General features: G+C 58.2%; 22 protein-coding genes and 1 pseudogene. 9 read left to right on the forward strand and 14 right to left on the reverse strand.

Annotation, left to right across the window (positions count from 1 at the left end):
- Window positions 1-101 precede the first annotated feature (101 nt).
- The 12 genes from RBH10_RS00750 to RBH10_RS00805 all read right to left on the reverse strand — a co-directional run bounded on the left by RBH10_RS00750 (window position 102) and on the right by RBH10_RS00805 (window position 16,217).
- Window positions 102-1,148, reverse strand: a complete 1,047-nt coding sequence (locus tag RBH10_RS00750; RefSeq protein WP_281039251.1) for a LacI family DNA-binding transcriptional regulator — start codon at window positions 1,146-1,148, stop codon at window positions 102-104.
- A 195-nt stretch (window positions 1,149-1,343) separates the two neighbouring features.
- Window positions 1,344-2,819: an HlyD family type I secretion periplasmic adaptor subunit gene (locus RBH10_RS00755; protein WP_281039252.1), complete on the reverse strand. Its 1,476-nt coding sequence runs from the start codon at window positions 2,817-2,819 to the stop codon at window positions 1,344-1,346.
- Entirely contained in the window at window positions 2,816-4,915 is a 2,100-nt protein-coding gene (locus RBH10_RS00760) for a type I secretion system permease/ATPase (protein WP_281039326.1), read from the reverse strand. The genes RBH10_RS00755 and RBH10_RS00760 overlap by 4 nt, the downstream gene beginning before the upstream one ends.
- A 234-nt stretch (window positions 4,916-5,149) precedes the next feature.
- Window positions 5,150-7,264, reverse strand: a complete 2,115-nt coding sequence (locus RBH10_RS00765; RefSeq protein WP_306180361.1) for a hypothetical protein — start codon at window positions 7,262-7,264, stop codon at window positions 5,150-5,152.
- 817 nt (window positions 7,265-8,081) lie between these two features.
- Complete coding sequence (locus RBH10_RS00770) at window positions 8,082-8,867, reverse strand: TIM barrel protein (protein ID WP_281039254.1); 786 nt, start codon at window positions 8,865-8,867, stop codon at window positions 8,082-8,084.
- Between the two features lie 8 nt (window positions 8,868-8,875).
- Entirely contained in the window at window positions 8,876-9,886 is a 1,011-nt protein-coding gene (locus RBH10_RS00775; RefSeq protein WP_281039255.1) for a Gfo/Idh/MocA family protein, read from the reverse strand.
- A 10-nt stretch (window positions 9,887-9,896) separates the two neighbouring features.
- Window positions 9,897-10,796, reverse strand: coding sequence for a sugar phosphate isomerase/epimerase family protein (locus RBH10_RS00780; RefSeq protein WP_281039256.1), 900 nt, complete (start codon window positions 10,794-10,796; stop codon window positions 9,897-9,899).
- A 141-nt stretch (window positions 10,797-10,937) separates the two neighbouring features.
- A complete protein-coding gene (locus tag RBH10_RS00785; RefSeq protein WP_281039257.1) occupies window positions 10,938-11,879 on the reverse strand; it encodes a sugar ABC transporter substrate-binding protein in 942 nt (313 codons plus the stop codon).
- A 281-nt stretch (window positions 11,880-12,160) separates the two neighbouring features.
- Window positions 12,161-13,189 carry a LacI family DNA-binding transcriptional regulator gene (locus tag RBH10_RS00790; RefSeq protein WP_281039258.1) on the reverse strand — a complete coding sequence of 343 codons (1,029 nt, stop codon included), beginning with the start codon at window positions 13,187-13,189 and terminating at the stop codon, window positions 12,161-12,163.
- A 412-nt stretch (window positions 13,190-13,601) separates the two neighbouring features.
- Window positions 13,602-14,807, reverse strand: coding sequence for a 3-oxoadipyl-CoA thiolase (pcaF, locus tag RBH10_RS00795; protein ID WP_281039259.1), 1,206 nt, complete (start codon window positions 14,805-14,807; stop codon window positions 13,602-13,604).
- A gap of 10 nt (window positions 14,808-14,817) precedes the next feature.
- Window positions 14,818-15,513, reverse strand: a complete 696-nt coding sequence (locus tag RBH10_RS00800; RefSeq protein ID WP_281039260.1) for a CoA transferase subunit B — start codon at window positions 15,511-15,513, stop codon at window positions 14,818-14,820.
- The gene (locus RBH10_RS00805; protein WP_281039261.1) at window positions 15,510-16,217 is read right to left on the reverse strand and encodes a 3-oxoacid CoA-transferase subunit A; all 708 of its coding nucleotides are present in this window, start codon (window positions 16,215-16,217) and stop codon (window positions 15,510-15,512) included. The genes RBH10_RS00800 and RBH10_RS00805 overlap by 4 nt, the downstream gene beginning before the upstream one ends.
- A 136-nt stretch (window positions 16,218-16,353) precedes the next feature.
- Between RBH10_RS00805 and RBH10_RS00810 the strand changes: the two are divergent.
- Window positions 16,354-17,116, forward strand: a pseudogene (locus RBH10_RS00810) (IclR family transcriptional regulator).
- On the opposite strand, the gene RBH10_RS00815 reads toward RBH10_RS00810, so the two are convergent.
- Complete coding sequence (locus tag RBH10_RS00815) at window positions 17,086-18,021, reverse strand: helix-turn-helix domain-containing protein (protein WP_281039263.1); 936 nt, start codon at window positions 18,019-18,021, stop codon at window positions 17,086-17,088. The pseudogene RBH10_RS00810 and the gene RBH10_RS00815 sit on opposite strands and share 31 nt — an antisense overlap.
- Before the next feature lie 121 nt (window positions 18,022-18,142).
- Between RBH10_RS00815 and pobA the strand changes: the two genes are divergently transcribed.
- A complete protein-coding gene (pobA, locus tag RBH10_RS00820; RefSeq protein ID WP_281039264.1) occupies window positions 18,143-19,315 on the forward strand; it encodes a 4-hydroxybenzoate 3-monooxygenase in 1,173 nt (390 codons plus the stop codon).
- An 11-nt stretch (window positions 19,316-19,326) separates the two neighbouring features.
- Here pobA and pcaQ read toward each other — a convergent pair whose 3' ends face one another.
- Window positions 19,327-20,274: a pca operon transcription factor PcaQ gene (pcaQ, locus tag RBH10_RS00825; protein ID WP_281039265.1), complete on the reverse strand. Its 948-nt coding sequence runs from the start codon at window positions 20,272-20,274 to the stop codon at window positions 19,327-19,329.
- A 94-nt stretch (window positions 20,275-20,368) separates the two neighbouring features.
- Between pcaQ and pcaD the strand changes: the two genes are divergently transcribed.
- The 7 genes from pcaD (at window position 20,369) to RBH10_RS00860 (ending at window position 25,739) form a co-directional block, all read left to right on the forward strand.
- On the forward strand, window positions 20,369-21,166 hold the full coding sequence (gene pcaD, locus RBH10_RS00830) for a 3-oxoadipate enol-lactonase (RefSeq protein ID WP_281039266.1): 798 nt from the start codon (window positions 20,369-20,371) through the stop codon (window positions 21,164-21,166).
- A 3-nt stretch (window positions 21,167-21,169) separates the two neighbouring features.
- Window positions 21,170-21,592, forward strand: coding sequence for a 4-carboxymuconolactone decarboxylase (gene pcaC, locus RBH10_RS00835; RefSeq protein WP_045022336.1), 423 nt, complete (start codon window positions 21,170-21,172; stop codon window positions 21,590-21,592).
- Window positions 21,589-22,329, forward strand: coding sequence for a protocatechuate 3,4-dioxygenase subunit beta (gene pcaH, locus RBH10_RS00840; protein ID WP_281039267.1), 741 nt, complete (start codon window positions 21,589-21,591; stop codon window positions 22,327-22,329). Before pcaC ends, pcaH begins: the two co-directional genes overlap by 4 nt.
- 2 nt (window positions 22,330-22,331) lie before the next feature.
- Window positions 22,332-22,952 (forward strand): protocatechuate 3,4-dioxygenase subunit alpha, encoded by a 621-nt coding sequence (gene pcaG / locus RBH10_RS00845; protein WP_281039268.1) that lies wholly within the window; start codon window positions 22,332-22,334, stop codon window positions 22,950-22,952.
- Between the two features lie 37 nt (window positions 22,953-22,989).
- Window positions 22,990-24,051 carry a 3-carboxy-cis,cis-muconate cycloisomerase gene (locus RBH10_RS00850; protein ID WP_281039269.1) on the forward strand — a complete coding sequence of 354 codons (1,062 nt, stop codon included), beginning with the start codon at window positions 22,990-22,992 and terminating at the stop codon, window positions 24,049-24,051.
- A 358-nt stretch (window positions 24,052-24,409) separates the two neighbouring features.
- Window positions 24,410-25,078, forward strand: a complete 669-nt coding sequence (locus tag RBH10_RS00855) for an amino acid ABC transporter permease (protein WP_045022345.1) — start codon at window positions 24,410-24,412, stop codon at window positions 25,076-25,078.
- A 10-nt stretch (window positions 25,079-25,088) separates the two neighbouring features.
- Window positions 25,089-25,739 (forward strand): amino acid ABC transporter permease, encoded by a 651-nt coding sequence (locus RBH10_RS00860; RefSeq protein WP_045022346.1) that lies wholly within the window; start codon window positions 25,089-25,091, stop codon window positions 25,737-25,739.
- The last annotated feature ends 21 nt before the right edge of the window (window positions 25,740-25,760 follow it).

Here is a 25,760-nt window from a genome sequence, read left to right on the forward strand (position 1 = left end):
GCGCAGACGCGCGTCGGCTGGATTCCGGCTCAAGGCCGGAATGACGGGTGGAAATTTAGCTGTCCAAAGACATTCTACCACCAGCCTGAGCGGCAAGGCAGCTACTTCGGCGGCACCGCGATGCTGCCCCTCAGCACAAGGCGACAGCCGAGTTCCAGCCGGTGTGCGGGTCGGGTCGGGTCGGCGGCGAGAAGCCGCTGTTCCAGAAGCGAAAGGGCGGCACCGCCCAGCCTGTCGGCGGGCAATTGAATGGTGCTGAGCGGCGGCGCGCTGAAGGCGGCCGGCATGATGTCGTCGAAACCCAATACCGAAACGCCATCGGGAACTCGGACACCGGCTTCCGTCAGGGCTTTCAGACAGCCGAGCGCCAGATTGTCCGCCGCGCAGAAAATGGCCGTGGCGTTTCTGAGCGGGCGGTCTTCGGCAAGAAGGCTGCGAATGGCGGCCTCACCCCATTGCGGTTCGTAACTCTCCACCTCGATGACCATATCCGTGGGCACAGGAAACCCCGCCGCAAGAAAGGCATCGCTATAGCCGTCGTAACGGCGACGGATCGTCGTGCGGCCCTTCCAGGTAATGTGCAGAATATTGCGATGACCAAGGGCAAGTAGATGCTCGATGCCAAGGCGGGCGCCGAAACGGTTCTCGGCCGTCACCGTATCGACAATCATGGCTGGGTCTTCACCATTGATCAGCACCACCGGCTTGCCGAGTTTTGCAAGCGCCTGCACCAACTGCGGCCTGTCGTCGTTCAACACCACGATGCCATCGACATTATCGGCAACCGCCGCCTGCGCCACCACCAGAGGGTCAAGCCGGTTTGTGGCGCCGACGAACGGAACGATGCGGATGCCGCGCCGTTCGCATTCGCGCCGGAAGCCATTCAGCATCGTCCAGCTGACCATGTTGAGATCGCTCTGCGGCGCTGCATCATTGGTCATCGCCAGCAACACGACACGCAGGGTGGCAATCGTCGCCTTCTGCCGGCGGTTTTCGAGATAACCGAGCGAACGGGCCGCTTCCAGCACCCGCTCACGCACCTGCGTGGTCAACGACGCCGTACCGTTGATGGCATGCGAGGCCGTGCTCAGCGAAACATTCGCTTCCTTCGCCACATCCTTAAGCGTCGTTTTCCTGTCTATTTTCATAAAGGGGAAATTCAACCACTCTTTTACGGATGGTGCGGGCAGAAAGCCTGCGCAACGCAGTTGATCTGAAGATTACCCGAGCCTGATTGCTGCTCTGTTTTGTCACGCAAAGACTACAGCATCATCCGTAAAAGCGGAATTGATTTCTCTGTCTTTTTTGCCGGTTTTGCGCCGTGCGCTGAACCAATTTTGAAATCATCTTTCCTTCATCGATTCGGAAGCAACGTCCACCAACGGCGAAAACAAATACTCCAAAATGCGGCGTTGTCCCGTTTTGATTTCAACCGTTACACTCATGCCAGGTGTAACTGGCACAGACCCCTCGTTGATTTGCATAACGCTGTCTTGAAGGGTGACAGTGATGGGGAATACAAGATTCTGCACTCTCTGCGCATTGCCCGTTGGGATGATGGATTGAGCAGATTGCGCCATTGTTGACTCAAGATTCTGAGCATCCGGTTCTGGAATGGCATCCGAGGAGACGCGCTTAACTTCTCCTTTCAACACGCCAAATCGAGTATAAGGATATGCTTCGACCTTTATGACGGCGGACTGCTGCGGCTCTACAAAGCCGATATCCTTGTTCGGCAAATATGCTTCAATCTCAAGGTCGGCATCAAGTGGAACAATACGCATTAATTCGACGTTTGCCGTCACAACCTGGCCAACGGCCGTGATGGATGAGAGCTGAACGACCCCGTCGATCGGTGAGCGGATTTGAAGGCGCTGCACCTTGATCAACTCCTGTTCCAGCTCGTCCATTGCCCGTTGCGCATCCAACCAGCGGTTTGCATTGTCGGTGGAGGCTGTTTCAACGAGCTTCTCGGCCTCTGCGATGACAACGTTCACTTCCGCCTTTGCGCCCATTAATTGGGCAAGCTTGTCGGCCAAAGCCGATTTCGCCTCCTGATACACCTGCGTAGCGTCGATGACTTCGACCTGGGAGCCAGCGCGAGACTGAAGCAGTTGCGACCTCATCGTCACCCGCTGCTCCAGTGTCTGGACGAGTTCACGCTGAGAGGCGATCGCATCCGTCAGCCCAACAATCTGATCTTGTCTCTGCTGGCGCTGGGCAGCCAGACTATGGATGTTGGCCCATACGCCCCGGAGATCGGCCTCAAATACTGTCTGCTCGCGCAAGCGTATCAATTCCGGCATGTTTTCGGGAAAAGCCAATAGTGGATATTCCGACTTGTCCGCCTGTTGCCACAGGCTCATTTTCAATTCGGCGAGCGCCTCACGCAAGACAGCCCGCCGCAGAATTTCCGCTTGAAGAGTGTTGAAACTACCTGATTTCGCGACCTCGTCGGCCCTCGTTTCAGTGTCGTCAAGTTCGGCAACAACATCCCCGGCCTTGACGACATCCCCATTGCCAACAGCGACAGAACTGGTCTTTCCGTGCTCAAGCGATTCAATGATTTTTACACGCCCGATCGGTTGGATCTTACCTTGCGCTGTTGCGACGATGTCAAATTTGCCGAACCATCCCCAAACCAGCAGCGACGTTGCCAGGATGCAGATGAACCATAAAAATGCAATCCGGACAGGCGACTGCGGTGTCTCCAGTATTTCAAGAGCCGCTGGAAGAAACTCCATATCCTCGCGGAGAGCCTCTTCGTTTCTTTTGCCATGGGATCTTGCGCGACGGGTGGAGCGGGCATCGATTTTCACGCGAAAACACTTCCGCTTTGAAGGTTCCAGAGATGCGCATAGGTCCCATCAGGTCGAGCGAGCAACTCTTCGTGTGTCCCATGCTCGGTGATGGCGCCGTCTTTCATGCCGATGATGCGATTACAATAGCGAACAGTCGCCAGTCTGTGAGCGATGATGATGACCGTTCGTCCCCGAACAATATCACGCATGTTCTGGAGAATAATCCGCTCGCTTTCATAGTCCAATGCGCTCGTCGCCTCGTCCAGAATAAGCAAGGGCGGATTGGTTGCCAGAGCGCGAGCCAGCGCTATCCTTTGCCGCTGGCCACCGGAGAGATTTGCCCCGCGCTCCTCGATCATCGTATCGTAACCGCGAGGCAGCTTCGTAATAAACTCATCCGCACCGGACATCAGCGCCATTCGGATAACAACTTCGCGCGACATTGCCGGGTTACTGAAAGCAATATTGTCATGCACAGTGCGGTTGAACAGCATGTTCTCCTGCAACACCACGCCGATATGACTTCTCAGCCACGCGGGGTCACTTTGAGAAATGTCCTGCCCATCCAGAAACACCTGACCGCTATCCGGGAGATAGAACCGCTGAACAAGTTTTGTGAGAGTGGATTTCCCTGAACCGGAAGCTCCCACAATCCCCACGACCTCACCCGGCCGGATAGAAACGTTGATATCGTTCAGGACATTCGGCGCATCGGGTCGATAGCGGAAGTTAACTCGCTTGAATTCCAATGCGCCCTTGGGCGGCGGCAGATTGACGGCGATTTTCGGTCGCGGTTCCGCAGGGGCGTTCAAAATATCCGCCAGCCTTGAAACCGATATCTGAACTTGCTGAAAATCCTGCCAGAGTTGTGAAAGTCGCAGGATCGGCTGCGAAACCTGGCTGGCAATCATGTTGAACGCGACGAGCGCTCCAACCGTCAGTTCGCCATTGATCACGGATTGCGCCCCAAACAACAGCAGCGCCGCACTCGTGACCTTGCTGATATATTGAATGGCATTTTGTCCTTTGGCAGCAAGCATTGTCGCGCCGAAGGACGAGCGTACATAAGCCGCCAGTCTTTCCTCCCATTGCGCGGAAACGACCGGCTCGACGGCTGATGCTTTCAGAGTCTGGATGCCGACAACGGTCTCCACCAGCAATTGCTGACTGTAGGCGCCACGGTCAAATTTCTCGTCAATCCGCTCCTTTAGAAATGGCCGGATCAGAATGCCTATCAGTATGTAGAATGGTATCGAGGCAACCACGATCCAGGCCAAGGTCGTTGAATAACAAAACAGAACAAATATGAAGACTGCCGTGAAAATAAGATCGAGACCCGAGAATAACCCCTGCCCCGTGAGAAAGTCCCTGATGGTCTCGAGCTCGCGGATACGGGCAACGGTCTGACCGGCTGCCCGCGTTTCGAAGTAGCTCAACGGCAGGTTCATCATATGACGGAACAGCCTCTGGCCAAGCTCGACATCGATACGATTGGTGGTGTGAGCCAGAGCATAGGTTCTGAGATATTGCAGGATGACGTCAAACAATCCGATCGCGACAAGCCCTATAACCAGAACAATGAGGGTCGAATAACTTCTGTGGGCGAGAACCTTGTCCACCACGACCTGAAAAAACAAAGGCGTTACAAGTGCGAAAATCTGCACGAAAAGTGAGGCGATCAGGACATGGCCAAACGCTTTACGATAACGAAACAGCGATGGAAGGAACCATCGAAAACCGAATGTTTCTCTGGAAGCCCCCGGCCCTGTAAACCGTCGCTGGACCAGAATGAAACCGCCGTCACTCATTTCCAGCAATGCAGCGGTATCCACGTGACGAATGGCCAGGCTCACAGGGTCGGCGACATTGTGCATGCCGTTGCTTGCCGTTCCGAGATATAGACCATAGCTCCCATCGGCAAAACAGATGATCGCCGGAGTTGGCAAAGACGAAATACGCTTTTCGTCCTTGGTCTGTATCAGCCTTGCTTTCAGGCCGATATTCTTCGCCGCTCGTAAAATATCCCGAGAATGTGACCTGCCGGAAATGGCGAGTTCATGCGTCAGCCTTTTGGGGGCTGCGGCGATGCGATAATGAGAGGCGATCGCACACAGGGCGACAAGGCCGCTGTCATGATCCCCTTACTGGAGAAACTCGCTGCATCGTTTTTTTGTGCGTCATCAACATCAGCGGGGCCTTGCATGGCTGTATTTTGTCTCATCGCACTTGCTTGAATAGCGGCGTCGAAAAATGACGCGGGGATCGCATGAAATAAGTTTGAAACACGATTGGACGGCAACTGGCGCGCGCTCGTAAGCGCGATACGCCAGTCGCCGTTTCCCGGAAACTTAAAGCCCCGATTGAGAAGGCCGGTAAGCGAGAGCAACGTCTCCGACGAGAATGGATGTCCCGTCTATCCTTTTCGCAGAACTTGTCCCGGTGATCATCGAGCCGTCAGGGAACGATTTTGCGCCCTGCTCCAACGGCAGAAGGTCGATGAAGGTAATACCCTCAGCCTCCATCGTGCTAAGTTCACCTTCGTCCGTTGCGCCGTTCTGGTTGAAGTCCTGCCAGATGCGGAACTCGCTCCATCGAGCATCACGATTGTCGAGAATATTATCGTGATTGGTGTCAAAAGCAAAACGCAGACCTTCAAGATCGGTCACCGGACGACCGGTATCATCAATACCTTGCGCTTTGAGTTCAGCCACTCGCTGCTCTTCCGATTTCCAGAGTGAGAAAGCAACTTCTTCCGGCCGATTGATCTGACCATCAGGTCCGGCTGCATCGTTCTTGCCAAGATCGATAACGAGCAGGCCGTCATTTGGTCCGATCCATGCTGTCCTATCACGCAGGTCGTCGCCATTCCAATCAAAAGCCGGAGATACACCGTTTGACTCAGCGATACTTGGCAGCGTCGTCAAGTCCAGCCGACCATCGTTATTCAAATCAAGCACGACTGGAGCCCCCGCAAATCCGGGTCGCCAAGACGGTCGCGGTGTGGGGACAGGCCCCGGGCGTGGTTGTGGAACAGGTATTCCTGGAGCCGGGCGCCTGCCATTGCCTGCGCCAATTATCCGAATGCTGTCCATTTCTCTTCTGAGACGCTCTTGTTCAGCATCTCGCCGCGCCTGATCGGCAGCAGCGCGCCTGCGTTGTTCCTCGGCTTCACGTTGCCTTTGGAGATCCCATTGCCTTTGGCGCTCCTGGCTTTCTTTTCGAAATTGCTCTTCCTGTCTGAGTCTCTCCAGATGGCGCTGCATCTGCAGTTCGCTTTGGCGGCGGCCTTCTTCGAATGCCAGCCGGTCACGTTCCGCCCTGGCCGCTGCCTCCCGCCGCGCCGCTTCTGCCCTCTCAGCGTCCCGCCGCGCCGCCTCCGCCCTCGCGGCCTCCTGTCGCGCCGCCTCCTGACGTTCCGCCTCGGCCTTCGCAGCCGCCTGACGCTCAGCCTCAGCCTTCGCAGCCGCCTGACGCTCAGCCTCCGCCTTCGCAGCCGCCTGACGCTCAGCCTCCGCCTTCGCAGCCGCCTGACGCTCAGCCTCAGCCTTCGCAGCCGCCTGACGCTCAGCCTCCGCCTTCGCAGCCGCCTGACGCTCAGCCTCAGCCTTCGCAGCCGCCTGACGCTCAGCCTCCGCCTTCGCAGCCGCCCCAACCTTAATAGTCTCTTGCTGTTTACGCAGAGCTTTTATAGCTTCATTCACGGGTGCAATCAGATCGTCTAAAGGCACACCCAGAATTTTAGCGCCGAAATCAAACGCCTCTGCAAAAGCCGTTTGCGCTTCTCTCCGCAGATTATCGATAGCCTTGTATTCAGGCCAATAATTTTTGTTGCTGGATTTCGATGTGCGACTAAAATCCGAAAATGCTTTTTCGTATTTCTTCCACGCATCATATGTTAACATAACTTGGCGAGAAATTTCATTAAGAGTCACGGAATTAAACAGGGAATTTCGCTCAATTGGCCGGAACTCTGCCTCTCCTGCCCCGCTTGGTCTATTTACTATACTTTTGAGAGCGTTAATTTCATACTGCCCCGTATATGACGCAGGGAAATCCTCGCCTCTAGGGTCAATTATTGGCGTCTTTGTCCATCCACCCTTCCTTGGAGGCGCAACTTGAATTCTATCGGGCGTTGATAAAACGTTTGACTCAAATTTGTCTTTTAGGTCCAGTAGTGCGGCCATATTCCCTTCATGTTCTTTTATTTTATCACGCACTATATTTAAAGGATCATAGATCTCATTTTTTATCCTTCCCATTTTATCCAAAAAATTCTTGACATTATCATAGATATCACTGACTGGCAGTTTCGGGCCGTCGGGTCGATATGATCCATCCCCCGTCAGAAGATCCTTCAGCCGGCCATCTATCCAACGATTTACACCCGCCCTATCTTTCTCTGTTAAGGAGAGCGTTGCTGTTCCTGGCAATGGAGGCAGCGGCGCAGATTCAACCTTGGACATTATTTCTTCTCCAAAAAATTAGTATAAATATTTGATAGATAACTTTATTTACTCTAATCGAATAATAAATTATATAATGCAGGGAATTTAAATAAAACATACCAACTTTTATATTTATATCAAGGGTGTATTTATGTATAAAAAGTATAACGTTGCATTTTCTTTTTTAGTTTCCGCTTTTATTAGTATTACATATCATAATAATGCTTACTCCGACGAGAATCACATAAAAATATATTACATATTAGAACTTGAAGGATTGAGAACTCAAGGAAGAGTGTCGTGCTATCGAGGGAGGATTTGCGATATAAAATTAGACGACAAGAAGACTATATCCTTCTACTTCTCAGAATATTACGACCACATATCTTCGAGGATTAAGTGCTCCGGAACGCCGTGTCTACTTCAAAACATGTACAATGAGCCAAAAGATGTACAACTTCTGGAGCTTAATAAATTAGCAAAAAATGAAGAATTAAATGGAAATTTCAAAATATACTATGGAAAAATGGCAAAATCACTTGAGTATCGACCAATAAGATATGCTGGGACATTAACATTAAAAATATCCTCGGTGGCGGGTCGTTAACAGTGACTCAACAACATCTTCTTGTTGGAGTTTTCACCGGATCCCTCGAAAGCAGCAGCATAGATCGGGCCACAGAGAAGTAGACTAGACGCTCGACACGATCTGTCCCACACCGTTTGCAGAAAAGTAAAATAGGAGAGGTTTTGTCGCCCGGAATGACCATCATCGGGTTCGACTCTAACTAGCGAATAAAACACCGCCCGCGGTTCACCGCGAGCGGCGAGGCCGTCAAAGACCCTGGGAGATATGGTCGATACTGTCCCTCACGGCGACCGCCGGATCCCTTAGCTCGTGAACTTCCGTCGCGAAAGGCTCGAAGCTGTAGGGGCCCTTATAACCGGCCGCCTCGAGCGTCCTGATCTGGGCGATATTTTCCAGCCGGTCGTCGCCATCAACCAGAACGCGGTGGGCGTCGAGCATGTCGGCGACGGAGACGGCAGGGTCGGTGACGCCGGAAATGTGCACGAGGCCCGTGCGTTCCGGGAAGAACTCCGTCTCGCCGGCGAGATGGTGGTGGAAGGTGTCGTGCACCAGCCTGTAGACATCTGCACCGCCGGCGGCGTCGATGGCCCTGACGGCCTCGGCCTTGGTGCGCAGCGACGAGATCGGGAAGCCGAGCGGTTCGACGAGGCCGGTCAGGCCGCGTTCCGCAAGGATCGGCTTCATGGCCTTCAGCGCTGCCACGAGATCGTCGAAAGACACCGCCGCGCCGTCGTTGAGCGGGCACATGACGAGCGCCTTCGCGCCGCTTGCCGCGGCATAATCGGCCATGGCAACGGCCCGCGCGGGCAGGTCGCCCGACCAGACGTTGAAGGGGTAAAGCGCGTTGATCGAGATGATCGTTACGCCGGCCTTTTCGGCGGCCGCCTTCACTGTCTCCGGTTCCACCGTGCCGACGATGTCAGGCAGATCGTTGCGGATTTCGACTTCGGTAAGGCCGAGATTGCGGGCGGCGGCGAAGAATTCTGCGAGCGACAGCTTCGGTGCCGTGATGTGATTGATGGCAAAACGCATGAAAAACCTCACTGGTAAAGGGCGGGACGCGCGGGAAGGTCGATGGCGACCGCAGCGCCGCCGGTTTCCTGCGCGGCGACGCAGGCATCGGATGTGATGGCGGCCACGTAACCATCCCAGGAATTCGGTCCGGCCGCTGTTTTATTCGCCGCAGCATTGATGAAGTCCTGCAACTCCACATCGTAGCTGGCAATGAAGCGGTCTTTCCAGTCGGTGAGGATGTCGTTCTGCAGCTTGGCGCCAAGGCGCGTCTGCACCGACATCGGCTCCGGCAGGCTGGCAATGCCATCTTCGCCGACCACCTGACACTGGATATCATAACCATAGTGGCAGTTTACGAAGATTTCGACGTCGATGATCGTGCCCTTGGCAGTCTCGAGAATGACGATCTGTGGGTCCTTCAGCCGCGTATGGCTTCTGGCCGCCGAACGGGGAAAGAGAACCCGGGCCGAAACATAGTCATCATCAAGCAGCCAGCGCAGCACGTCGATCTCGTGGATCATCGTGTCGTGGATCGCCATCGGGGTTACATATTGCTCCGGAACGGTTGGATTACGATGTGCGGCGTGCACCATGATGGGCGCGCCGATCCTGCTGTCGACGGCCTGTTTCAGCGCCACGTAGCCGGCGTCATAACGGCGCATGAAGCCGACCTGAACCAGCCGCTTGCCCTGCGCCACTTCGGCGTCAACAATGCGTTTTGCGCCTTCCGCCGTTGTCGCCAGCGGTTTTTCGCAGAAGCAGGGCTTGCCGGCGGCGATGGCCGCCAGCACATATTGCTCATGCGTCGCCCCCCAGGAGGTGACCAGCACGGCATCCACATCCGGTGATACGATCAGTTCCTCGCCGGTCGCGAAGATAACGGCATCCGGGGCTATGTCATTGCGCACCGCTTCGGCGGATGCCGGGTTGACGTCACTCAGCGCCGCGACCTTTGCGCCTCCAAGGACTTTGTTTATGCGGCGGGCATGGTCGCGGCCAATCGCGCCGGTGCCGATGACACCAATTCTCACAGTCATGGGAAAAACCTCACTTGCGGTATTTTTCGATGTAATTATTGATCTCAGCACACATGAACTTGCCGGATTCATCGGCCCTGTCCTCCCAGGCAAAGACGCAGGAGGTCATGATGCCGTCGAAGCCGATTTCCGCGAGCGTGCCGAAGAAGTCGTCCCACGGCACTTCGCCCTGGCCGATATTCAAGTGCTGGTGCACCCGCGCCTGCGTGCCGGGCGGGTTGAGAATGTAGCGAAGGCCGGAGCTGGCCTTGTGGTTGAACGTGTCGCCCACATGCACATGGGCGAGCACATCCTTCGCTTCGCGCAGCATGGCTTTGGTGTCATCACCGAAATAAAAGGTATGCGGCGCGCAATAGAGGAACTTCACATTCTTCGAATTGACGGTGCGGATGATGTCGAGGGCCGGCTGCAGCGTCTCGCACCAGTCTTCCGGATGCGGCTCCACATGCAGGTTGATGTTTTCGCGCTCAAAGAGCGGCACCAGCTCTTCCATGGAGCGCCACCAGGCATCCTCGCAGGCCTCGATCATCGAGCCGGTATGGCAGCAATAACATGACCCCTTGTCGGGATGCGGGCCACGGCCGAATTCGGAGTTCATCGTGTCGACCTCCAGTTCGATGGCGATCTCGATGGCACGTTTCCAGTGTTTCACCGCCGCCTGTCGTTCGGTCTCGTCATTGGAGGCCCAGCGATACATTGGTAGCAGCGAGGCGATCTTGACGTTTTCAGCCGCCAGCGCCTTCTTGAACGAGCGGATCCTCTCGGGAAACACGCGCGGCGCCTTGAACCATTCAAGGAAATCGGCGCGCGGGCTGAGCTCGATCCAGTCGTAGCCGAGTTCGCGCACCTTGGCGGGAAGAGCTTCGAGGCTGAGATGGCGGTGCATGAACGGGTCGATGGCGATGCGCATATACGCTTCCTTGTCGTCGGTAGCTGTTGAGGTCGTTACGGAAAGAGTGGGCCGCGGTCCGGGAGAAGAGACCGCGGCCTTTGGCCGGCTTTTTCATCAGCGGCCCTGGTTTATTCCCGGCATTCCCAGTGAATGCCGGCCTCAGTTCTTCGCCTGATAATCCTTAAGGTTGGCGGGCGTGACGAGCTCGAAGGGCACGAAAACCTTCTTGTCGATCGTCTCCCCCTTGGCGAGTTTCAGCGCTGCATCCACCGCGCCCTTGCCCTGACCGGCGGCGTTCTGGAACACGCTGACATCCAGATCGCCCGCTGCCATCGCGGCAAGTGCGTCCTGCGTCGCGTCGATACCCGCGATGATGACGCCGTCCATCGGCCGGCCGGCCGCCTTCAGCGACTGGATCGCGCCGATCGCCATCTCGTCATTGTTGGAAATCACCGCATCGAACTCAACACCGGCCGAGAGCCAGTTGGTCATCAGGTCCGACCCCTGCGTGCGCGACCAGTTGGCGGACTGCTCCTCGACAAGCTTGATGAAGCTGCAATCCGGGGTGGCGACCACATCCTTGATGTCCTGCGTCCGCATGCGGGCCGCCTGGTTGGAAAGCTCACCCATCATCACCACGGCCTTGGCTTCCGTCTTGCCCGCCGCCTTCAGAAGCCGGCAGACTTCCTGCGTCTGCAAGGTTCCCGACTGTTTCTCATCGGAAGCGACGAAGGCCTGCTTGTCCGGCAGGCTGTCGAGATTGACCGGCTGGCGGTTGACGTAAACGAGCGGAATGCCGGCCTTGGCGGCGGCCTGCGAGAGCGCCACCGTCGCATCCGTATCGACGGGATTGACGATGATGGCATTGACGCCGGCGGCAATGAAATTCTGCACCTGGCTCAATTGTTTGCCGACATCGTTCTGCGCGTCCTCGATCTGCAGCGAGACGCCATTCATGCCCTTCGAATAGTCGATCATGCCGTTGCGCAGCACGGTCAGGAAATTGTCGTCGAACAGGGCCATCGAAACGCCGATGGTCTGAGCGGAAGCCGTGGTCGCCAGCATGGTGGCCAAAGCCGCAATCGCAAAATGTCTTTTCATGTCGTCCTCCTCCGAAACTCTTGAAAAGCACCGGCCACAAGGCTCTGCGCGCATCGCGCCGCAGCCAATCGCCGGCAAAAGGATGCCCTTCGCCGAAGATGGATATCTGCGGCGGGCAGCAACCTTGAAACATCATTATTGTCGTGGATCAGCCTCCTGACCGCTCCACATGCCGGCAACATTTTCCTAGTCCGGGGCCGGCGTCAACGCGTCTTCGAGGGGCAAAACCATCATGGCTGATAGAAAGAGACGCGGCATTTATGATAGAATCTATCAAACCATCAAAGGCTCTCAGGAACCCACAGATGGGCGGGCACAAATCTCTGCCCCGGCGTTTCCGCCATGCCGTGCTCGATGGTGTGAACCATGGTGGCGACGAGGTCGGCGCATAGTTCACGAAGCGGCGTCTGGAACACGCCGGTAATACGCCGCTCAAGCAGCGCCTGCCGGGATTCCGGTGTCAACTCGTTGACGAGGCAGACGATGGTTTCCTGGCGGTTCTCCTGCTGCAGGGCCTCGATCACGCCTTCCATGCCGCCGCCGATGCAATAGATGCCGACGAGATCCTGGTGTTTGGCGATGGTGTCCATGACCAGCTCATAGGTCAGCCGCCGCGTTTCAAGCGTGATCAGCGCGTCCATCACCTCGAATTCCGGCGCATATTCCCGCATATAGCTGCGAAAGCCAGTTTCCCGCAGCGAATGGCCGTGAAAACGGTGGCCGCCGAGCAGCAGGAGCACCTTGCCCTGGCTGCGCGCCAGCCGCGAGATCATCCAGGCCGCCGTGCGCCCGACCTTCATGTTATTTGCGCCGAGATAAGCTTCCCGCACGCCCTGGGCGAAATCGGAAAGCAGCGAAAAGGTGGGAATACCCTTGGCTTTCAGCGCCTCGACGGCCGCCGTGACGTCATGATGGTCAGGCCCGGTGGCCGCCACGGCGTGCGCCCGGCCTTTCATGCCGGTCAGAAGTGCGGCAAGCTCGCTTGGTTCGCCCGACTGGGCAAATTCTATGCGCAGGTTCAGATGGCGCTCCCTGACGTTGCGTGCCGCAAGCTCCAACTCGTCAGCAAATGTCTGGTAAAAGGAGTGCCGTTCTTTCCGCAGAATGATACCGAGATTGTAGGATGGCAGATCGGCCATCATACGCTGGCGAATGATGTTGGTGGCATGAAAGCCGATCTTCTCCGCCGCCTCAAACACCCGCCGCGAGGTTTCCTCCCGCACCGGCAGGCGACCGTTCAACACCCTGTCGACGGTGGCAACGCTGACGCCGGCGGCGTTTGCGACATCTGTGATGGTCGGACGTTTCATGGGGCACCCCGTAGACGGAAAGATTCCTGTCATATCTCGCAAAACATGTCACGGATGATGATGGAATCCAACGCATGCCGGAGGATTTCGTCAGGGAAGGCCGTAGCGCACGACATAAAGGCTCAGGGCCGACGTGTCAGTGCGGGGTCTGCTTTTTTCAGTGCGTTTCCCTCCCTCATCTCTGTGCCTGTCACAGAGATCCAGCCAGCCCAAGTCCTTGGGCTGAAAGGACCCTCTCCGCCGCGCGGACGCGCGCCGGCTGGATTCCTGTGACGAGCACAGGAATGAGGGGAGTTGGAATGCACCAACGCGAGAAAATCATGCGTGGAGTTCCTGAGCACCTGCCGACATAGGTGAAGACAGGGCGGCAGCGGCATTCGCACCATTACTATGGCCGAATGCCGCTGGCCTATCAAACCCGCTCGAGCGCCACGGCAATGCCTTGCCCGACGCCGATGCACATGGTGGAAAGCGCATAACGCTTGCCGGTCAGCGACAGTTCAAGCGCTGCGGTGCCGGCAATGCGCGCACCGGACATGCCGAGCGGATGGCCGAGTGCAATCGCGCCGCCGTTCGCATTCACCCGCGCATCGTCGTCCGCAATGCCGAGCTGGCGAAGCGTTGCGAGACCCTGGCTGGCGAAGGCCTCGTTGAGTTCGATCACGTCGAGCTGTTCCTGCGTCAGGCCGAGCCGTGCCAGCAGCTTAGCCGAGGCCGGAGCCGGGCCGATGCCCATCACGCGGGGCGGAACCCCCGCTGCAGCACCGCCGAGAATGCGGGCAATCGGCGTCAGGCCGTATTTTTTGGCCGCCGCCGCAGAGGCAATGATGAGCGCAGCCGCACCGTCATTGACGCCGGACGCATTGCCCGCTGTCACCGTTGCGCCATCGCGCTTGTTTACCGGCTTCAGCTTCGCCAGCGATTCGAGGCTGGTGGCGCGCGGATGTTCGTCTTTCGAGACGACCAGCGGATCGCCCTTGCGCTGCGGGATCGTTACCGCCACGATTTCCTTATCGAGACGACCATTAGCCTGCGCTTCAGCCGCCTTGTTCTGGCTGCGGACGGCGAACGCATCCTGATCTTCGCGGGACACCTGATAATCGACGGCAACATTGTCGCCCGTCTCCGGCATGGAATCGACGCCATATTGCGCCTTCATTAACGGGTTGACGAAACGCCAGCCGATGGTGGTGTCGTAGATTTCGGCATTGCGCGAAAAGGCGCTTTCCGCCTTCGGCAGAACGAAGGGCGCACGGCTCATGCTTTCCACGCCGCCGGCGATCATCAGTTCGGCCTCACCGGATTTGACGGCACGGGCAGCGGCGATGACGGCATCCATGCCCGAACCGCAAAGCCGGTTGATAGTCGTTCCCGTTACCGAGACCGGCAGGCCGGCGAGCAGCAGCGACATGCGCGCGACGTTGCGGTTGTCCTCGCCGGCCTGATTGGCGCAGCCGAAGATCACGTCCTCGACGGCTTCCCAATCGACGGAGGGGTTACGCTCGACAAGCGCCCGCAAAGGCACGGCCCCCAAATCGTCAGCCCGCACGGAGGAAAGCGCACCACCGAAACGGCCGATCGGCGTGCGGATATAATCGCAGATGAATGCATCAGTCATCGGTTTTTCCTCACAGTTCCGGGGCGACGAGATCGGTGACCTCGCCATCGACGTGGAGAGGCGCGCCGGTCATGGCCTGCAATTCGTCAAATGTCATCGCGGCCAACTTTTCACGCAGCACGAAGCGGCCATCCACCACGTCGATCACGGCATGGCTGGTATAGATGCGGGTGATGCAGCCGACGCCGGTCAGCGGAAAGGCGCATTTTTCGACGAGCTTCGGTTCGCCGTTCTTCGTCACATGTTCGGTGATGACAAAAACCTGCTTTGCGCCATGCACCAGATCCATGGCGCCGCCGACGGCGGGCACGCCCTTGGAGCCGACGCGCCAATTGGCGAGATCGCCGTTCTGCGCCACCTGATAGGCGCCGAGGATCGCCACATCCAGATGGCCGCCACGCACCATGGCGAAGCTGTCGGCATGGTGGAAGAAGGAGGCGCCGGGTTTCAGCGTCACGGCCTTCTTGCCGGCATTGATGAGGTTCCAATCCTCCTCGCCTTCCGGCGGCGCTTCACCGAAATTCAGGATTCCGTTTTCGGTATGGAAGATGGCCTGACGGCCGGGCGGCTGGTAACGCGCCACCATTTCGGGAAAGCCGATACCGAGATTGACGTAAGCGCCATCCTCGATGTCCTGTGCCGCACGCCAGGCGATCTGGGCGTTGGAAAGCTTGATATCGTCGCGGGTGTTGATTGGCTGGGTCATGCGTAGGCTACTCCCGCGCGAATGAGGACTTCTTCCTGTTGCGGATCGGCGATCTGCACGACGCCGTTGACGAAGATGCCGGGGGTGACGACATGCTCAGGATCGATCTCACCGGCAGCGACGATCGTCGAAACCTGCGCGATGGTGGTGGCCGCCGCCATGCACATCAGCGGGTTAAAATTGCGCCCGGCCTTGTTGTAGGTGAGGTTGCCATAGGTATCGCCAAGCTCGGCCTTCACGATGGCGAAATCCGCCTTCAGCCAGCGCTCCTGAACATACGACCGGCCGTCAAATTCGGCGATCGGCTTGCCGTTGGCAAGCTCGGTGCCGAAGGCTGTCGGGGTGTAGAATGCCGGAATGCCGGCACCTCCGGCACGGATACGCTCGGCAAGCGTGCCCTGCGGCACAAGTTCCAGTTCGATTTCGCCGGCCAGATACCTGTCGGTAAAAGCGCGCGGATCGGATGAGCGCGGAAACGAGCAGATCATCTTCCTGACCATGCCCGCATCGATCATCGCGGCAATGCCGATACGGCCGTTGCCCGCATTGTTGTTGATGACCGTCAGGTTCTTCGGTCCCTTGTCGATCAGGGCGTGGATCAGCTCGATGGGCGCGCCGGAGCCGCCAAAACCGCCGATCATCACCGTCGCGCCGTCACCGATACCGGAAATGGCCTCGGCTGCGCTGTTGATTGTCTTGTCCATATCAATCCTCCATCCAGCCGAACGGTTGAACCCGCAAGGCCGCTTGGCGGAGAGCTAAATCCGAATCCGCCTAGACGGCAAGAATTTTGTGCGTTATATGATTTTTGTTCGTATATCGCACAAATGGAGTTGCGACATGGCCATCAACGAAAGAGACATGATGGGCGGTCTCGCCAAGGGGCTGAAGGTCATCGAGGCGTTCAGCGCCGAGCGTCCACGCCTCTCCATTTCCGACGCGGCGGAAATCGCGGGGCTTGACCGCGCGACCACGCGGCGCTGTCTGCTCACACTGTCCGAGATGGGTTATGCCGCCTATGACGGCAAGTTCTTCACCGTCACGCCCAAGGTGCTGCGGCTCGGCACCGGCTGTCTTGCCACCATGCCGCTGCCACGCATCGTCCAGCCGCTGCTCGATCGCCTTTCGGAAGAGATCGGCCAGAGCACGTCTGTCTCCATTCTGGACGATACCGAAATCGTTTATGTGGCCCGCGCTGCCCAGCAGCGAGTTATGTCCATCGCGCTCATGCCGGGCTCGCGCCTGCCCGCCTATTGCACCTCCATGGGCCGCGTTCTCCTCCTCAGCCCTCACGCCGGAGCGGCAACGTGAAGTGCTGGAAAACTCCAAGCTGGTGGCGCGCACGGAAAAGACGCTCACCGATATGGATGCCCTGCTTGCCGAAATCGAGGCGACCCGCAATCGCGGTTATGCCCTCATCGATCAGGAGGTGGAAATCGGCCTTCGTTCCATCGCCGTGCCGGTAAAAACCGTGCGCGGGCAGACGGTCGCCGCGCTCAATGTCGGGCTTGCCGCCTCCATGGCGTCGATGGACGATCTGGTGGAACGTTATCTGCCGGCGCTTCTGGCCGTTCAGCGCGAACTGGAGAGAATGCTGGTCTGAGGCCGGGTCTGGGACAGGTTTTCCCGCACGCCGTCATCTCCCATTTTTCGCTGCTCAGCCAGCCGCCATACCCTTGGCGTCATGCCGGTTTCCCGCTTGAAAAAGCGGTTGAAATAGGCCGGATCGGCGAATCCTAAACCTTCCGCGATCATCTGCACGGTCGATACCGTGAAGATCAACTCCTGTTGGGCAATCTCGATCTGGCGTCTGGCAACCAGCCGTTGCAGGCTGAGGCCGGATACGGAACGCACGAGCCGGTTCAGATGGGTCTCGGAAAGGCCGAGCTTCTGCGCATAAAACTCCGCCTTGCGCGGCTCGCGGATATGGCGGGCGATCAGTGATAACAAAAGCTCGAACCGCCGTTCAGCAAGCCCTTCGCCGGTTCCCTCCATCAAGGGCCGCGTCGCCCGTGCGAGAAGCGTGACGACGGAGGCAAGCTGACCTTCGATCATGGCGTCGCGGCCGATCTCACGAGCCTCGTATTCCCCGGAGATTTGTTCGAAACCGCCGCGCAGACGGTCGCCCTCGGCAAAATCCTGTAGCGGCAGCAATGTCGGCCGCTGGAAATTCCTGAGCAACAACGCCTGTACGGATGCGGCGAGCGCACCCGGCAGCACCGTGACGATCACCCCGCCAATATCGCGCGAAAACCGGAAGCCGTGCTCGAAACCCGGCGGCACGACAATGGCGACCGGCGGGCGGATGGCCTCGATGCGACCATCCAGCAGCGCATCGCCCTCACCGCCCCAAATGTACAAGATTTGCAGGAACGCGGCATGGCGGTGCAGGCCGATTTCAAAGCGGTGCAGGCTGCTTCTGGAAAAAAGTGTCTCGCAATGAAAGCGAAATTCAGTGCCTTGCGCCGCCTCTTCGCCATATAGTCCGTCATTGGCCGCAACGCGCATGTGACCTCACCTCCCCGTATCATGGTCGAATTGTGCAATTAACGGATCAGAAAGTCCATTGAGCTTGTGATCCGCCTTGGTCAATTTCCTGACAGGAGACAGTTCCGGGAGGAAACAGACAATGCGCACCAAGGTCGTGATCATCGGCTCCGGCCCTTCAGGCCTGCTTCTTGGCCAGCTGCTTGCCAATGAGGGCATCGATACCGTCATTCTCGACCGTGCCAGCAAGGATTATATCCTTGGCCGCGTCCGCGCCGGCGTGCTGGAAGAAGGCACGGTGCACCTTCTGGAAAAGGTCGGTGCCGATAAACGCCTGCACAGGGAAGGCCTGCCGCATGATGGTTTTTCGCTGACCTTCGACGGGCGCGATCACCGTGTCGACCTCTTTGATCTGACCGGCGGCAAACGCGTGATGGTCTATGGCCAGACCGAGGTGACGCACGACCTGATGGATGTGCGCGAAAAAGCCGGGCTCTCGACGATCTATGAAGCAGCGAATGTGGAGCCGCATGATTTCGATGGCGCCAGCCCCTATGTCACCTATGAGAAAGACGGCGTAACCCACCGGATCGATTGTGATTTTATTGCCGGCTGCGACGGCTTCCACGGCGTCAGCCGCAAATCCGTGCCGCAGGGCGCGATCAAGGAATTCGAGAAGATTTATCCTTTCGGCTGGCTCGGCATTCTGGCCGAAGTGCCGCCCGTCAGCCACGAACTGATCTATGCCAACCATCCACGCGGCTTTGCGCTCTGTTCCATGCGCTCGCACACCCGCAGCCGTTATTATCTGCAATGTTCACTGGAAGACCGGCCGGAGGACTGGAGCGACGATCGCTTCTGGGATGAAATCCGCCGCCGCCTGCCGGAAAACCATGCCGATGCCATGGTGACGGGGCCCTCCTTTGAAAAATCCATCGCGCCGCTCCGGTCCTTCGTTTGTGAACCCATGCGTTTCGGGCGGCTGTTTCTGGCCGGCGATGCCGCCCATATCGTGCCGCCGACGGGCGCCAAGGGCCTCAACCTCGCCGCCAGCGACGTGCATTATCTGAGCGAAGCGCTGATTGAATTTTACGGCGAAGGATCGAAGGCCGGCATCGATTCCTATTCGCAGAAAGCGCTTTCACGCATCTGGAAGGCCGTGCGCTTTTCCTGGTGGATGACGACCATGATGCATCGTTTCCCCGATACGGGAGATTTCGGCCAGCGTATCCAGGAAGCGGAATTGGATTATCTCGTCCATTCCCGTGCCGCCTCCACAGCGCTTGCGGAAAACTATGTCGGGCTTCCTTACTGAGAAAAGTTGGCCTACAGGCGGGAGGCAGCCTCGGATTTCGGGTCGAGCAATTCGCGCGCGGCTTCGCGAATGGCCTGTATCAGCAGCGAAAGCGGTAGCGACGGTTGGGTATCGGCCCGCACGGTCAACCCGACCGGGCCGCTGGTATCGCCGGTATCGACCGGCAGGATCGCCAGAATACCATCAGCGACATCGCCGGCAATTACCCCTTCCGAAATGATCCAGACGGCATCACTGGTGCGCAGATAGGCGCGGCCAAACGCATCCGACACCGTTTCGATGCGGATTGGCAAAGCCGGCACGCCGTTGGCGATCAGGAACTGCTCGACGATCGGTCCGATCACCGACTGGCGGGTGGGAATCAATACCGGAAACTCGTGCAGGTGATCGAAAACCGAAATGCCCGGTGACAGCAGCGGATGGCCGGCGCGCACCACGAACCGCACCTTTTCCGAATAGAGATGCTCGAAGGAAAAGCCCGTCATCTTTTCCGGTGCGGCCAGACGACCGACGACGAGATCCAGATCGCCGACGCGCAATTGCTCGAGCAGCACGGCGTTGTCACCGGTGACGATCTTGACCGGGCTGCCGGTTTTTTCCGAGAGAAAACCGGCCATGGCTTTCGGCATGATCCTCACCGAAACGGTCGGCAAGGCCCCAACCCGGACCGGCAGGCCGGAATGCGCCGCCTCCTGCGAGACGGAATCGACAGCATGGCGAAGTGCGGTCATCGTCGCGCCGGCATGGCGCAGGAACACCTCGCCGCTGCGACTGATGCGAATGCCGCGCCCCTCACGGTCGAACAACGTGACCCCGAGGACCTCCTCCAGCTCGCGGATGGTCTTCGTCACCGCCGGCTGGCTGACATGCAGGATTTCCGCGGCGCGAATGACGCTTTTCTGGCGCGCCACCTCCACGAAAGTCTGAAGATGCCGGAACTTGATACGCTGCTCGACCATCGCACATATAATCCACAGGTTATATTTTTCACCGATAATGTCATTTTACTTAACCGGAACGCGCTTGCAATATCACCAACAGGAGGAAGTACACATGCAATTTCTGCGCTGTGGCGAAAACGCGATCCATTATCGTGCGTACGAACTGGAAAGCGGCAAGCCGGTCATCGCCTTCATCAATTCGCTGGGCACCGATTTCCGCATCTGGGATGCGGTGATGGCGGCGCTCGGCGACGATTATGCTTTCGTCCTGCATGACAAGCGCGGCCACGGCCTGTCCGATGTCGGCCGCGCGCCCTATTCGGTGGACGATCACGCCGACGACCTGATCACGCTCCTCGATCATGTTTCCGTCAAAAAAGCGGTCATCTGGGGTCTTTCGGTTGGTGGACTGATCGCGCAGGGGCTTTATGCTCGTCGTCCCGATCTGGTCCGCGCTCTGGTCCTCAGCAACACCGCCCACAAGATCGGCACCGCCGAGATGTGGAACACCCGCATCGACAAGATCGCCGCTGACGGCCTTGCCTCGTTGATCGATCCGGTGATGGAGCGCTGGTTCACGCCCGCCTTTCGCCAGCCGGACAATGCGATTTATGCGGGCGCGCGCAACATGCTTTCGCAACAGCCGGCTGCCGGTTACAGCGGCACCTGCGCCGCCATTCGCGATGCTGATTTCACGCAGGAGGCGGGCCGCATCAACGTTCCGACGCTTTGCGTTGCGGGTGATGAGGATGGCTCGACGCCACAGGCGCTGGTGCAGTCCATGGCTGATCTTATTCCCGCAAGCCGCTTCGCCACCGTTGCGCGCTGCGGCCACATTCCATGCCTTGAACAGCCGCTTGCCTATGCGCAGGCGGTCGGCGATTTTCTGAAGACCTTGCCGGAGCACTGACCGATGGCGGACCATATGGACAAGAACGAAAGATTCGAGCAGGGCATGAAGACGCGCCGTGCCGTGCTCGGTGACGCCCACGTCGACCGCGCGCAGACGGTGACGACGGGCTTCGACCAACCGTTTCAGCAGCTCATCACCGAAGCGGCCTGGGGAACGGTGTGGTCCGGCAACCACTGGACGAAGCGTGAGCGCTCGATGGTCACCATCGCTCTGCTTGCTGCACTGGGCCAGGACGAGGAGCTTGCCATGCATGTGCGCGCCACCGCCAATACCGGCGCCACCGAAGCGGATATTCGCGAAGCGCTGCTGCATGTCGCGATCTATGCCGGTGTGCCCGCCGCCAACCATGCCTTCAAGACCGCCAAGCTTGCTCTGGCCGGCATGAAGACCGATAGTTCTCGCGACGAGGAGGAGACGAAATGAGCAATGTACCGCCCGAAACGGGGCCTTTCTTCGCACGCGACCGCGATATCCATCCGCTGGCCTATGCACCCTGGTACAAAACCTCGGTCCTGCGTTCGCCGCAGCGCGCCCTGATTTCGCTGGAAGGCACCAAAAGCGAGATCACCGGCCCGGTCTTCGGCCATAGCATGCTGAACGAGCTGGATAACGACCTCATCCTCAATTACGCCCGCCCCGGCGAAATGCCGATCGGCCCGCGCATCCTCGTTCACGGCCGGGTGCTGGACGAACGCGGCCGCGGCGTGGACGGCGCGCTGGTGGAATTCTGGCAGGCCAATGCCGGCGGGCGTTATCGCCACAAGAAGGAAACCTATCTCGCCGCCATCGATCCGAATTTCGGCGGTGTCGGCCGCACCATCACGGATGAAAACGGCTATTACTGGTTCAAGACCATCCAGCCGGGCGCTTACCCCTGGCCGAACGGCGTCAACGACTGGCGGCCCGCCCATATTCACTTCTCGGTCTTCGGCCACGGTTTTGCGCAGCGACTGATTACCCAGATGTATTTCGAAGGCGACCCGCTGATCTGGAAATGTCCGATCGTCAAAACCATCCCGGACGAGGATGCGATCAAGCGGCTGATCGCGCCGCTCGACATGAACTCGAACATTCCGATGGACATGCTGGCATACAAATTCGATATCGTGCTTCGCGGTCGCCGCTCTACATTTTTCGAAAACCGCAAGGAAGGCAACTGATCATGGTCCAGCCGCTCGGTTACCTCAAGGAATCAGCCTCGCAGACGGCAGGACCATATGTCCACATCGGCTGCACCCCCAATTTCGTCGGCATCGAGGGCGTGTTCGAAAAGGACCTCGGCTCCGGCGCGCTCTATAATGACAAAGCCCGCGGCGAACGCATCAGCGTGCGCGGCACGGTTTATGACGGCGCGGGAAATGCGCTGAAAGACGCCCTGATCGAGATCTGGCAGGCAGATACCGACGGTTATTACAACAGCCCCAGCGAAACACGCGGCCAGGCGGACCCGAATTTCACCGGCTGGGGCCGCTCGCCCGGCGACATGGATACCGGCGAATTCGTTTTCGAGACGATCAAGCCCGGCAAGGTGCCGTTCCGGGATGGCCGGCCGATGGCGCCGCACATCACCTTCTGGATCGTCGCGCGCGGCATCAATATCGGCCTGCAGACCCGCATGTATTTTCCCGAGGAAGAGGCCGCCAATGCCGCCGATCCGGTTCTTGCCCGCGTCGAGCAGAAAAGCCGCATCGCCACGCTCGTTGCCCAGAAGGAAGCGGGAAACATCTATCGTTTCGACATTCGCCTTCAGGGCGAGGGCGAAACCGTGTTTTTCGATATTTGACGCATATCGCGCAAAAGAAAGTTAAACGGAACCCCAGATGAGCCTTTCCCCCTTCGAACATCCGTTTCTGTCAGGCCTTTTCGGCGACAGTGAAATCGTCGAACTGTTTTCGGCGAAAGCGGATATCGACGCCATGATCCGCTTCGAGGCGGCGCTGGCGCAGGCGGAAGCCGAAGCTGATGTCATTGCGGCGGATGCGGCGGAGGCGATCGTCTCAGGCCTTTCTAATTTTGCCGCCGATATCACCGCACTTCGCCATGGCGTTGCCAAAGACGGCGTCGTGGTGCCGGAACTCGTCCGGCAGATGCGCACCGTAATCGCAGGCGCTGCTGCGGAAAAGCTGCATTTCGGCGCGACCAGCCAGGATGTCATCGATACCAGCCTGATGTTGCGGCTGAAGGCAACGACGGAAATCATCGCGGCCCGGCTCGGCCGCCTTATCGATACGCTGAGTGATATCTCGGCTCGCGACGGCAAAAACACGCTGACGGGATATACCCGCATGCAGGCCGCTATTCCCATCACCGTCGCCGACAGGGTGGCGAGCTGGATCGCCCCGCTGGAGCGCCATCTGGTGCGGCTCGATACGTTTTTGCAGAACGGTTTTGCCCTTCAGTTCGGCGGCGCGGCCGGCACGCTGGAAAAGCTCGGCGACAAGGCCGGTGCGGTGCGTGCCGATCTCGCCATGCGGCTTGGCCTTTCCGACCGGTCGCAATGGCAGAGCCAGCGCGACGGCATCGTCGAATTCGGCAATCTGCTGTCGCTCGTCACCGGAACGCTCGGCAAGTTCGGGCAGGATATCGCCCTTCTGGCCGAAATCGGTACGGAAATCCGCATGAGCGGCGGTGGCGGCTCATCGGCCATGCCGCACAAGCAAAACCCGGTCAATGCGGAAACGCTGGTGACGCTGGCGCGCTTCAACGCCGTGCAGATTTCGGCGTTGCATCAGTCTCTCGTTCACGAACAGGAACGTTCGGGCGCGGGCTGGATGCTCGAATGGATGTCGCTACCGCAAATGGTGACGGCAACGGGGTCTTCGCTGCTGATCGCCGAGCGCCTCGCCGGGCAGATCGACAGGCTGGGAGCAAGCAAAGAATAACGGCAGGTTTTCGCGAAAATGAGCGGTCTCGGGCGCTCTTGCCGGGGAGATGGGAATGGCGCGGCCGCGCAATGAAAACGCTTGCGCTTAATCACATTAGCCATTGATAAAAAACGACTTTTCAGAGCGGCTTAAATGAACAAAAAGTGACTTTTAAGCTGTTTTTAACCGGAGTTGACGCTTGACACAAAATTGAACTAACTGGTACAAACATTCAGGTTAACGCTATGTTGCAAGAGAAGTGTGGAGCTTCCGCGGTACAGCAAAAACAAACGGAGGGCTTTGGAGCCGCAGGGTTTCCAAGGCGATACGAACAAGGCGAAACGCCTGTTCGGACCCGAACGGGTTGGGAGGAAATATGTCTTACAGTCTCGATTTTTCGGCGGTCATAGACCGTCTGCCCGAGCTGCTTCTGGCCTGTCTTGCAACGATCGGCCTTGCAATCGCCGGCATGTCGCTTGCCACCGTCATCGGGGTTCTCGGCGTCGTGGCCCGCCGCTCGCGCTTCAAGCTGCTGCGCGGCCTGGTCATCGGTTTTGTGGAGGCCATCCGCAACACGCCGTTTCTGGTGCAGATATTCTTCATCTTCTTCGCCCTGCCGCAGATCGGCATCAAGCTCAATCCCACGGTCACGGCCATCATCGCGCTGGCGTTGAACGGCGGCGCCTATGCCATTGAAATCATTCGCGGCGGCGTCGATTCCATTCCCAAGGGTCAGGTTGAGGCGGGATTGGCACTGGGCCTGCACCGGGCGCAGATCTTCCGGCACATCATTCTCAAACCGGCGCTGCGCGCGGTCTATCCGTCGCTCACGAGCCAGTTCATCATGCTGACGCTGACCACCTCTGTCTGCACCTCGATTGCGGCTTACGAACTGACCTCGGTGGCGCAGCAGATCGAAGCAGATACCTTCCGCTCATTCGAGGTCTATTTCTCGATCACGCTGCTTTACCTGGTCATTTCCTCGCTGATGATGGGGATCTTTTCCCTCATCTCCCGCACATCGTTCAGCTATCCGGTCAAGTGAGGAAAAGACAATGGCATCCATCGGTCCCAACGAACTCTTCTTCCTGCTGCAAGGCCTTAAATGGACCCTTGCGCTGACCCTGATCGGCTTCATCGGCGGCGGCATTTTCGGCCTTTGCGTGGCGCTTGGCCGCGTTGCCGAAAGCCCGGCGATCCAACGCGCCAGTACCGGCTTCATCGCGGTTTTCCAGGGCACACCGCTCCTGATGCAGCTCTTCGTTGTTTATTACGGCGTTGCGCTAGCCGGCCTCAATGTCGATGCCTGGATTGCGGTTGCCATCGCATTCACGCTGCATGCCAGCGCCTTTCTGGGTGAAATCTGGCGCGGCGGCATCCAGGCGGTGCCAAAGGGTCAGACCGAAGCCGCCAACGCGCTCGGCCTGCATTACATCTCGCGAATGAAGGACGTCATCCTGCCGCAGGCCTTCAAGATTTCGCTGCCCGCCACCATCGGTTTTCTGGTGCAGCTCATCAAGGGCACGTCGCTTGCCGCCATCGTCGGTTTCGTCGAACTGTCCCGCGCCGGCCAGATCGTCTCCAACCAGACGTTCCGTCCACTGACGGTCTTTGCCATCGTCGGCATCATGTATTTCCTGATCTGCTGGCCGCTTTCTTTGTGGGGCGCCGGCGTCGAGAAGCGGCTGCAGGCAGCTTCTCGCTAATCGTCACCAACCCGTTGATTA

It is taken from the genome of Rhizobium sp. AN73 (assembly GCF_030757975.1).
In the GTDB taxonomy this organism is placed as follows: domain Bacteria; phylum Pseudomonadota; class Alphaproteobacteria; order Rhizobiales; family Rhizobiaceae; genus Agrobacterium; species Agrobacterium arsenijevicii.

What these genes read in the sequence shown, in the direction of transcription:
- RBH10_RS00750 (WP_281039251.1), bottom strand. Translation starts at nt 1,148, where the DNA reads ATGAAAATAGACAGGAAAACGACGCTTAAGGATGTGGCGAAGGAAGCG.
- RBH10_RS00765 (WP_306180361.1), bottom strand. Translation starts at nt 7,264, where the DNA reads ATGTCCAAGGTTGAATCTGCGCCGCTGCCTCCATTGCCAGGAACAGCA.
- RBH10_RS00770 (WP_281039254.1), bottom strand. Translation starts at nt 8,867, where the DNA reads ATGCGTTTTGCCATCAATCACATCACGGCACCGAAGCTGTCGCTCGCA.
- RBH10_RS00775 (WP_281039255.1), bottom strand. Translation starts at nt 9,886, where the DNA reads ATGACTGTGAGAATTGGTGTCATCGGCACCGGCGCGATTGGCCGCGAC.
- RBH10_RS00780 (WP_281039256.1), bottom strand. Translation starts at nt 10,796, where the DNA reads ATGCGCATCGCCATCGACCCGTTCATGCACCGCCATCTCAGCCTCGAA.
- RBH10_RS00785 (WP_281039257.1), bottom strand. Translation starts at nt 11,879, where the DNA reads ATGAAAAGACATTTTGCGATTGCGGCTTTGGCCACCATGCTGGCGACC.
- RBH10_RS00790 (WP_281039258.1), bottom strand. Translation starts at nt 13,189, where the DNA reads ATGAAACGTCCGACCATCACAGATGTCGCAAACGCCGCCGGCGTCAGC.
- pcaF (WP_281039259.1), bottom strand. Translation starts at nt 14,807, where the DNA reads ATGACTGATGCATTCATCTGCGATTATATCCGCACGCCGATCGGCCGT.
- RBH10_RS00800 (WP_281039260.1), bottom strand. Translation starts at nt 15,513, where the DNA reads ATGACCCAGCCAATCAACACCCGCGACGATATCAAGCTTTCCAACGCC.
- RBH10_RS00805 (WP_281039261.1), bottom strand. Translation starts at nt 16,217, where the DNA reads ATGGACAAGACAATCAACAGCGCAGCCGAGGCCATTTCCGGTATCGGT.
- RBH10_RS00815 (WP_281039263.1), bottom strand. Translation starts at nt 18,021, where the DNA reads ATGCGCGTTGCGGCCAATGACGGACTATATGGCGAAGAGGCGGCGCAA.
- pobA (WP_281039264.1), top strand. Translation starts at nt 18,143, where the DNA reads ATGCGCACCAAGGTCGTGATCATCGGCTCCGGCCCTTCAGGCCTGCTT.
- pcaQ (WP_281039265.1), bottom strand. Translation starts at nt 20,274, where the DNA reads ATGGTCGAGCAGCGTATCAAGTTCCGGCATCTTCAGACTTTCGTGGAG.
- pcaD (WP_281039266.1), top strand. Translation starts at nt 20,369, where the DNA reads ATGCAATTTCTGCGCTGTGGCGAAAACGCGATCCATTATCGTGCGTAC.
- pcaC (WP_045022336.1), top strand. Translation starts at nt 21,170, where the DNA reads ATGGCGGACCATATGGACAAGAACGAAAGATTCGAGCAGGGCATGAAG.
- pcaH (WP_281039267.1), top strand. Translation starts at nt 21,589, where the DNA reads ATGAGCAATGTACCGCCCGAAACGGGGCCTTTCTTCGCACGCGACCGC.
- pcaG (WP_281039268.1), top strand. Translation starts at nt 22,332, where the DNA reads ATGGTCCAGCCGCTCGGTTACCTCAAGGAATCAGCCTCGCAGACGGCA.
- RBH10_RS00850 (WP_281039269.1), top strand. Translation starts at nt 22,990, where the DNA reads ATGAGCCTTTCCCCCTTCGAACATCCGTTTCTGTCAGGCCTTTTCGGC.
- RBH10_RS00855 (WP_045022345.1), top strand. Translation starts at nt 24,410, where the DNA reads ATGTCTTACAGTCTCGATTTTTCGGCGGTCATAGACCGTCTGCCCGAG.
- RBH10_RS00860 (WP_045022346.1), top strand. Translation starts at nt 25,089, where the DNA reads ATGGCATCCATCGGTCCCAACGAACTCTTCTTCCTGCTGCAAGGCCTT.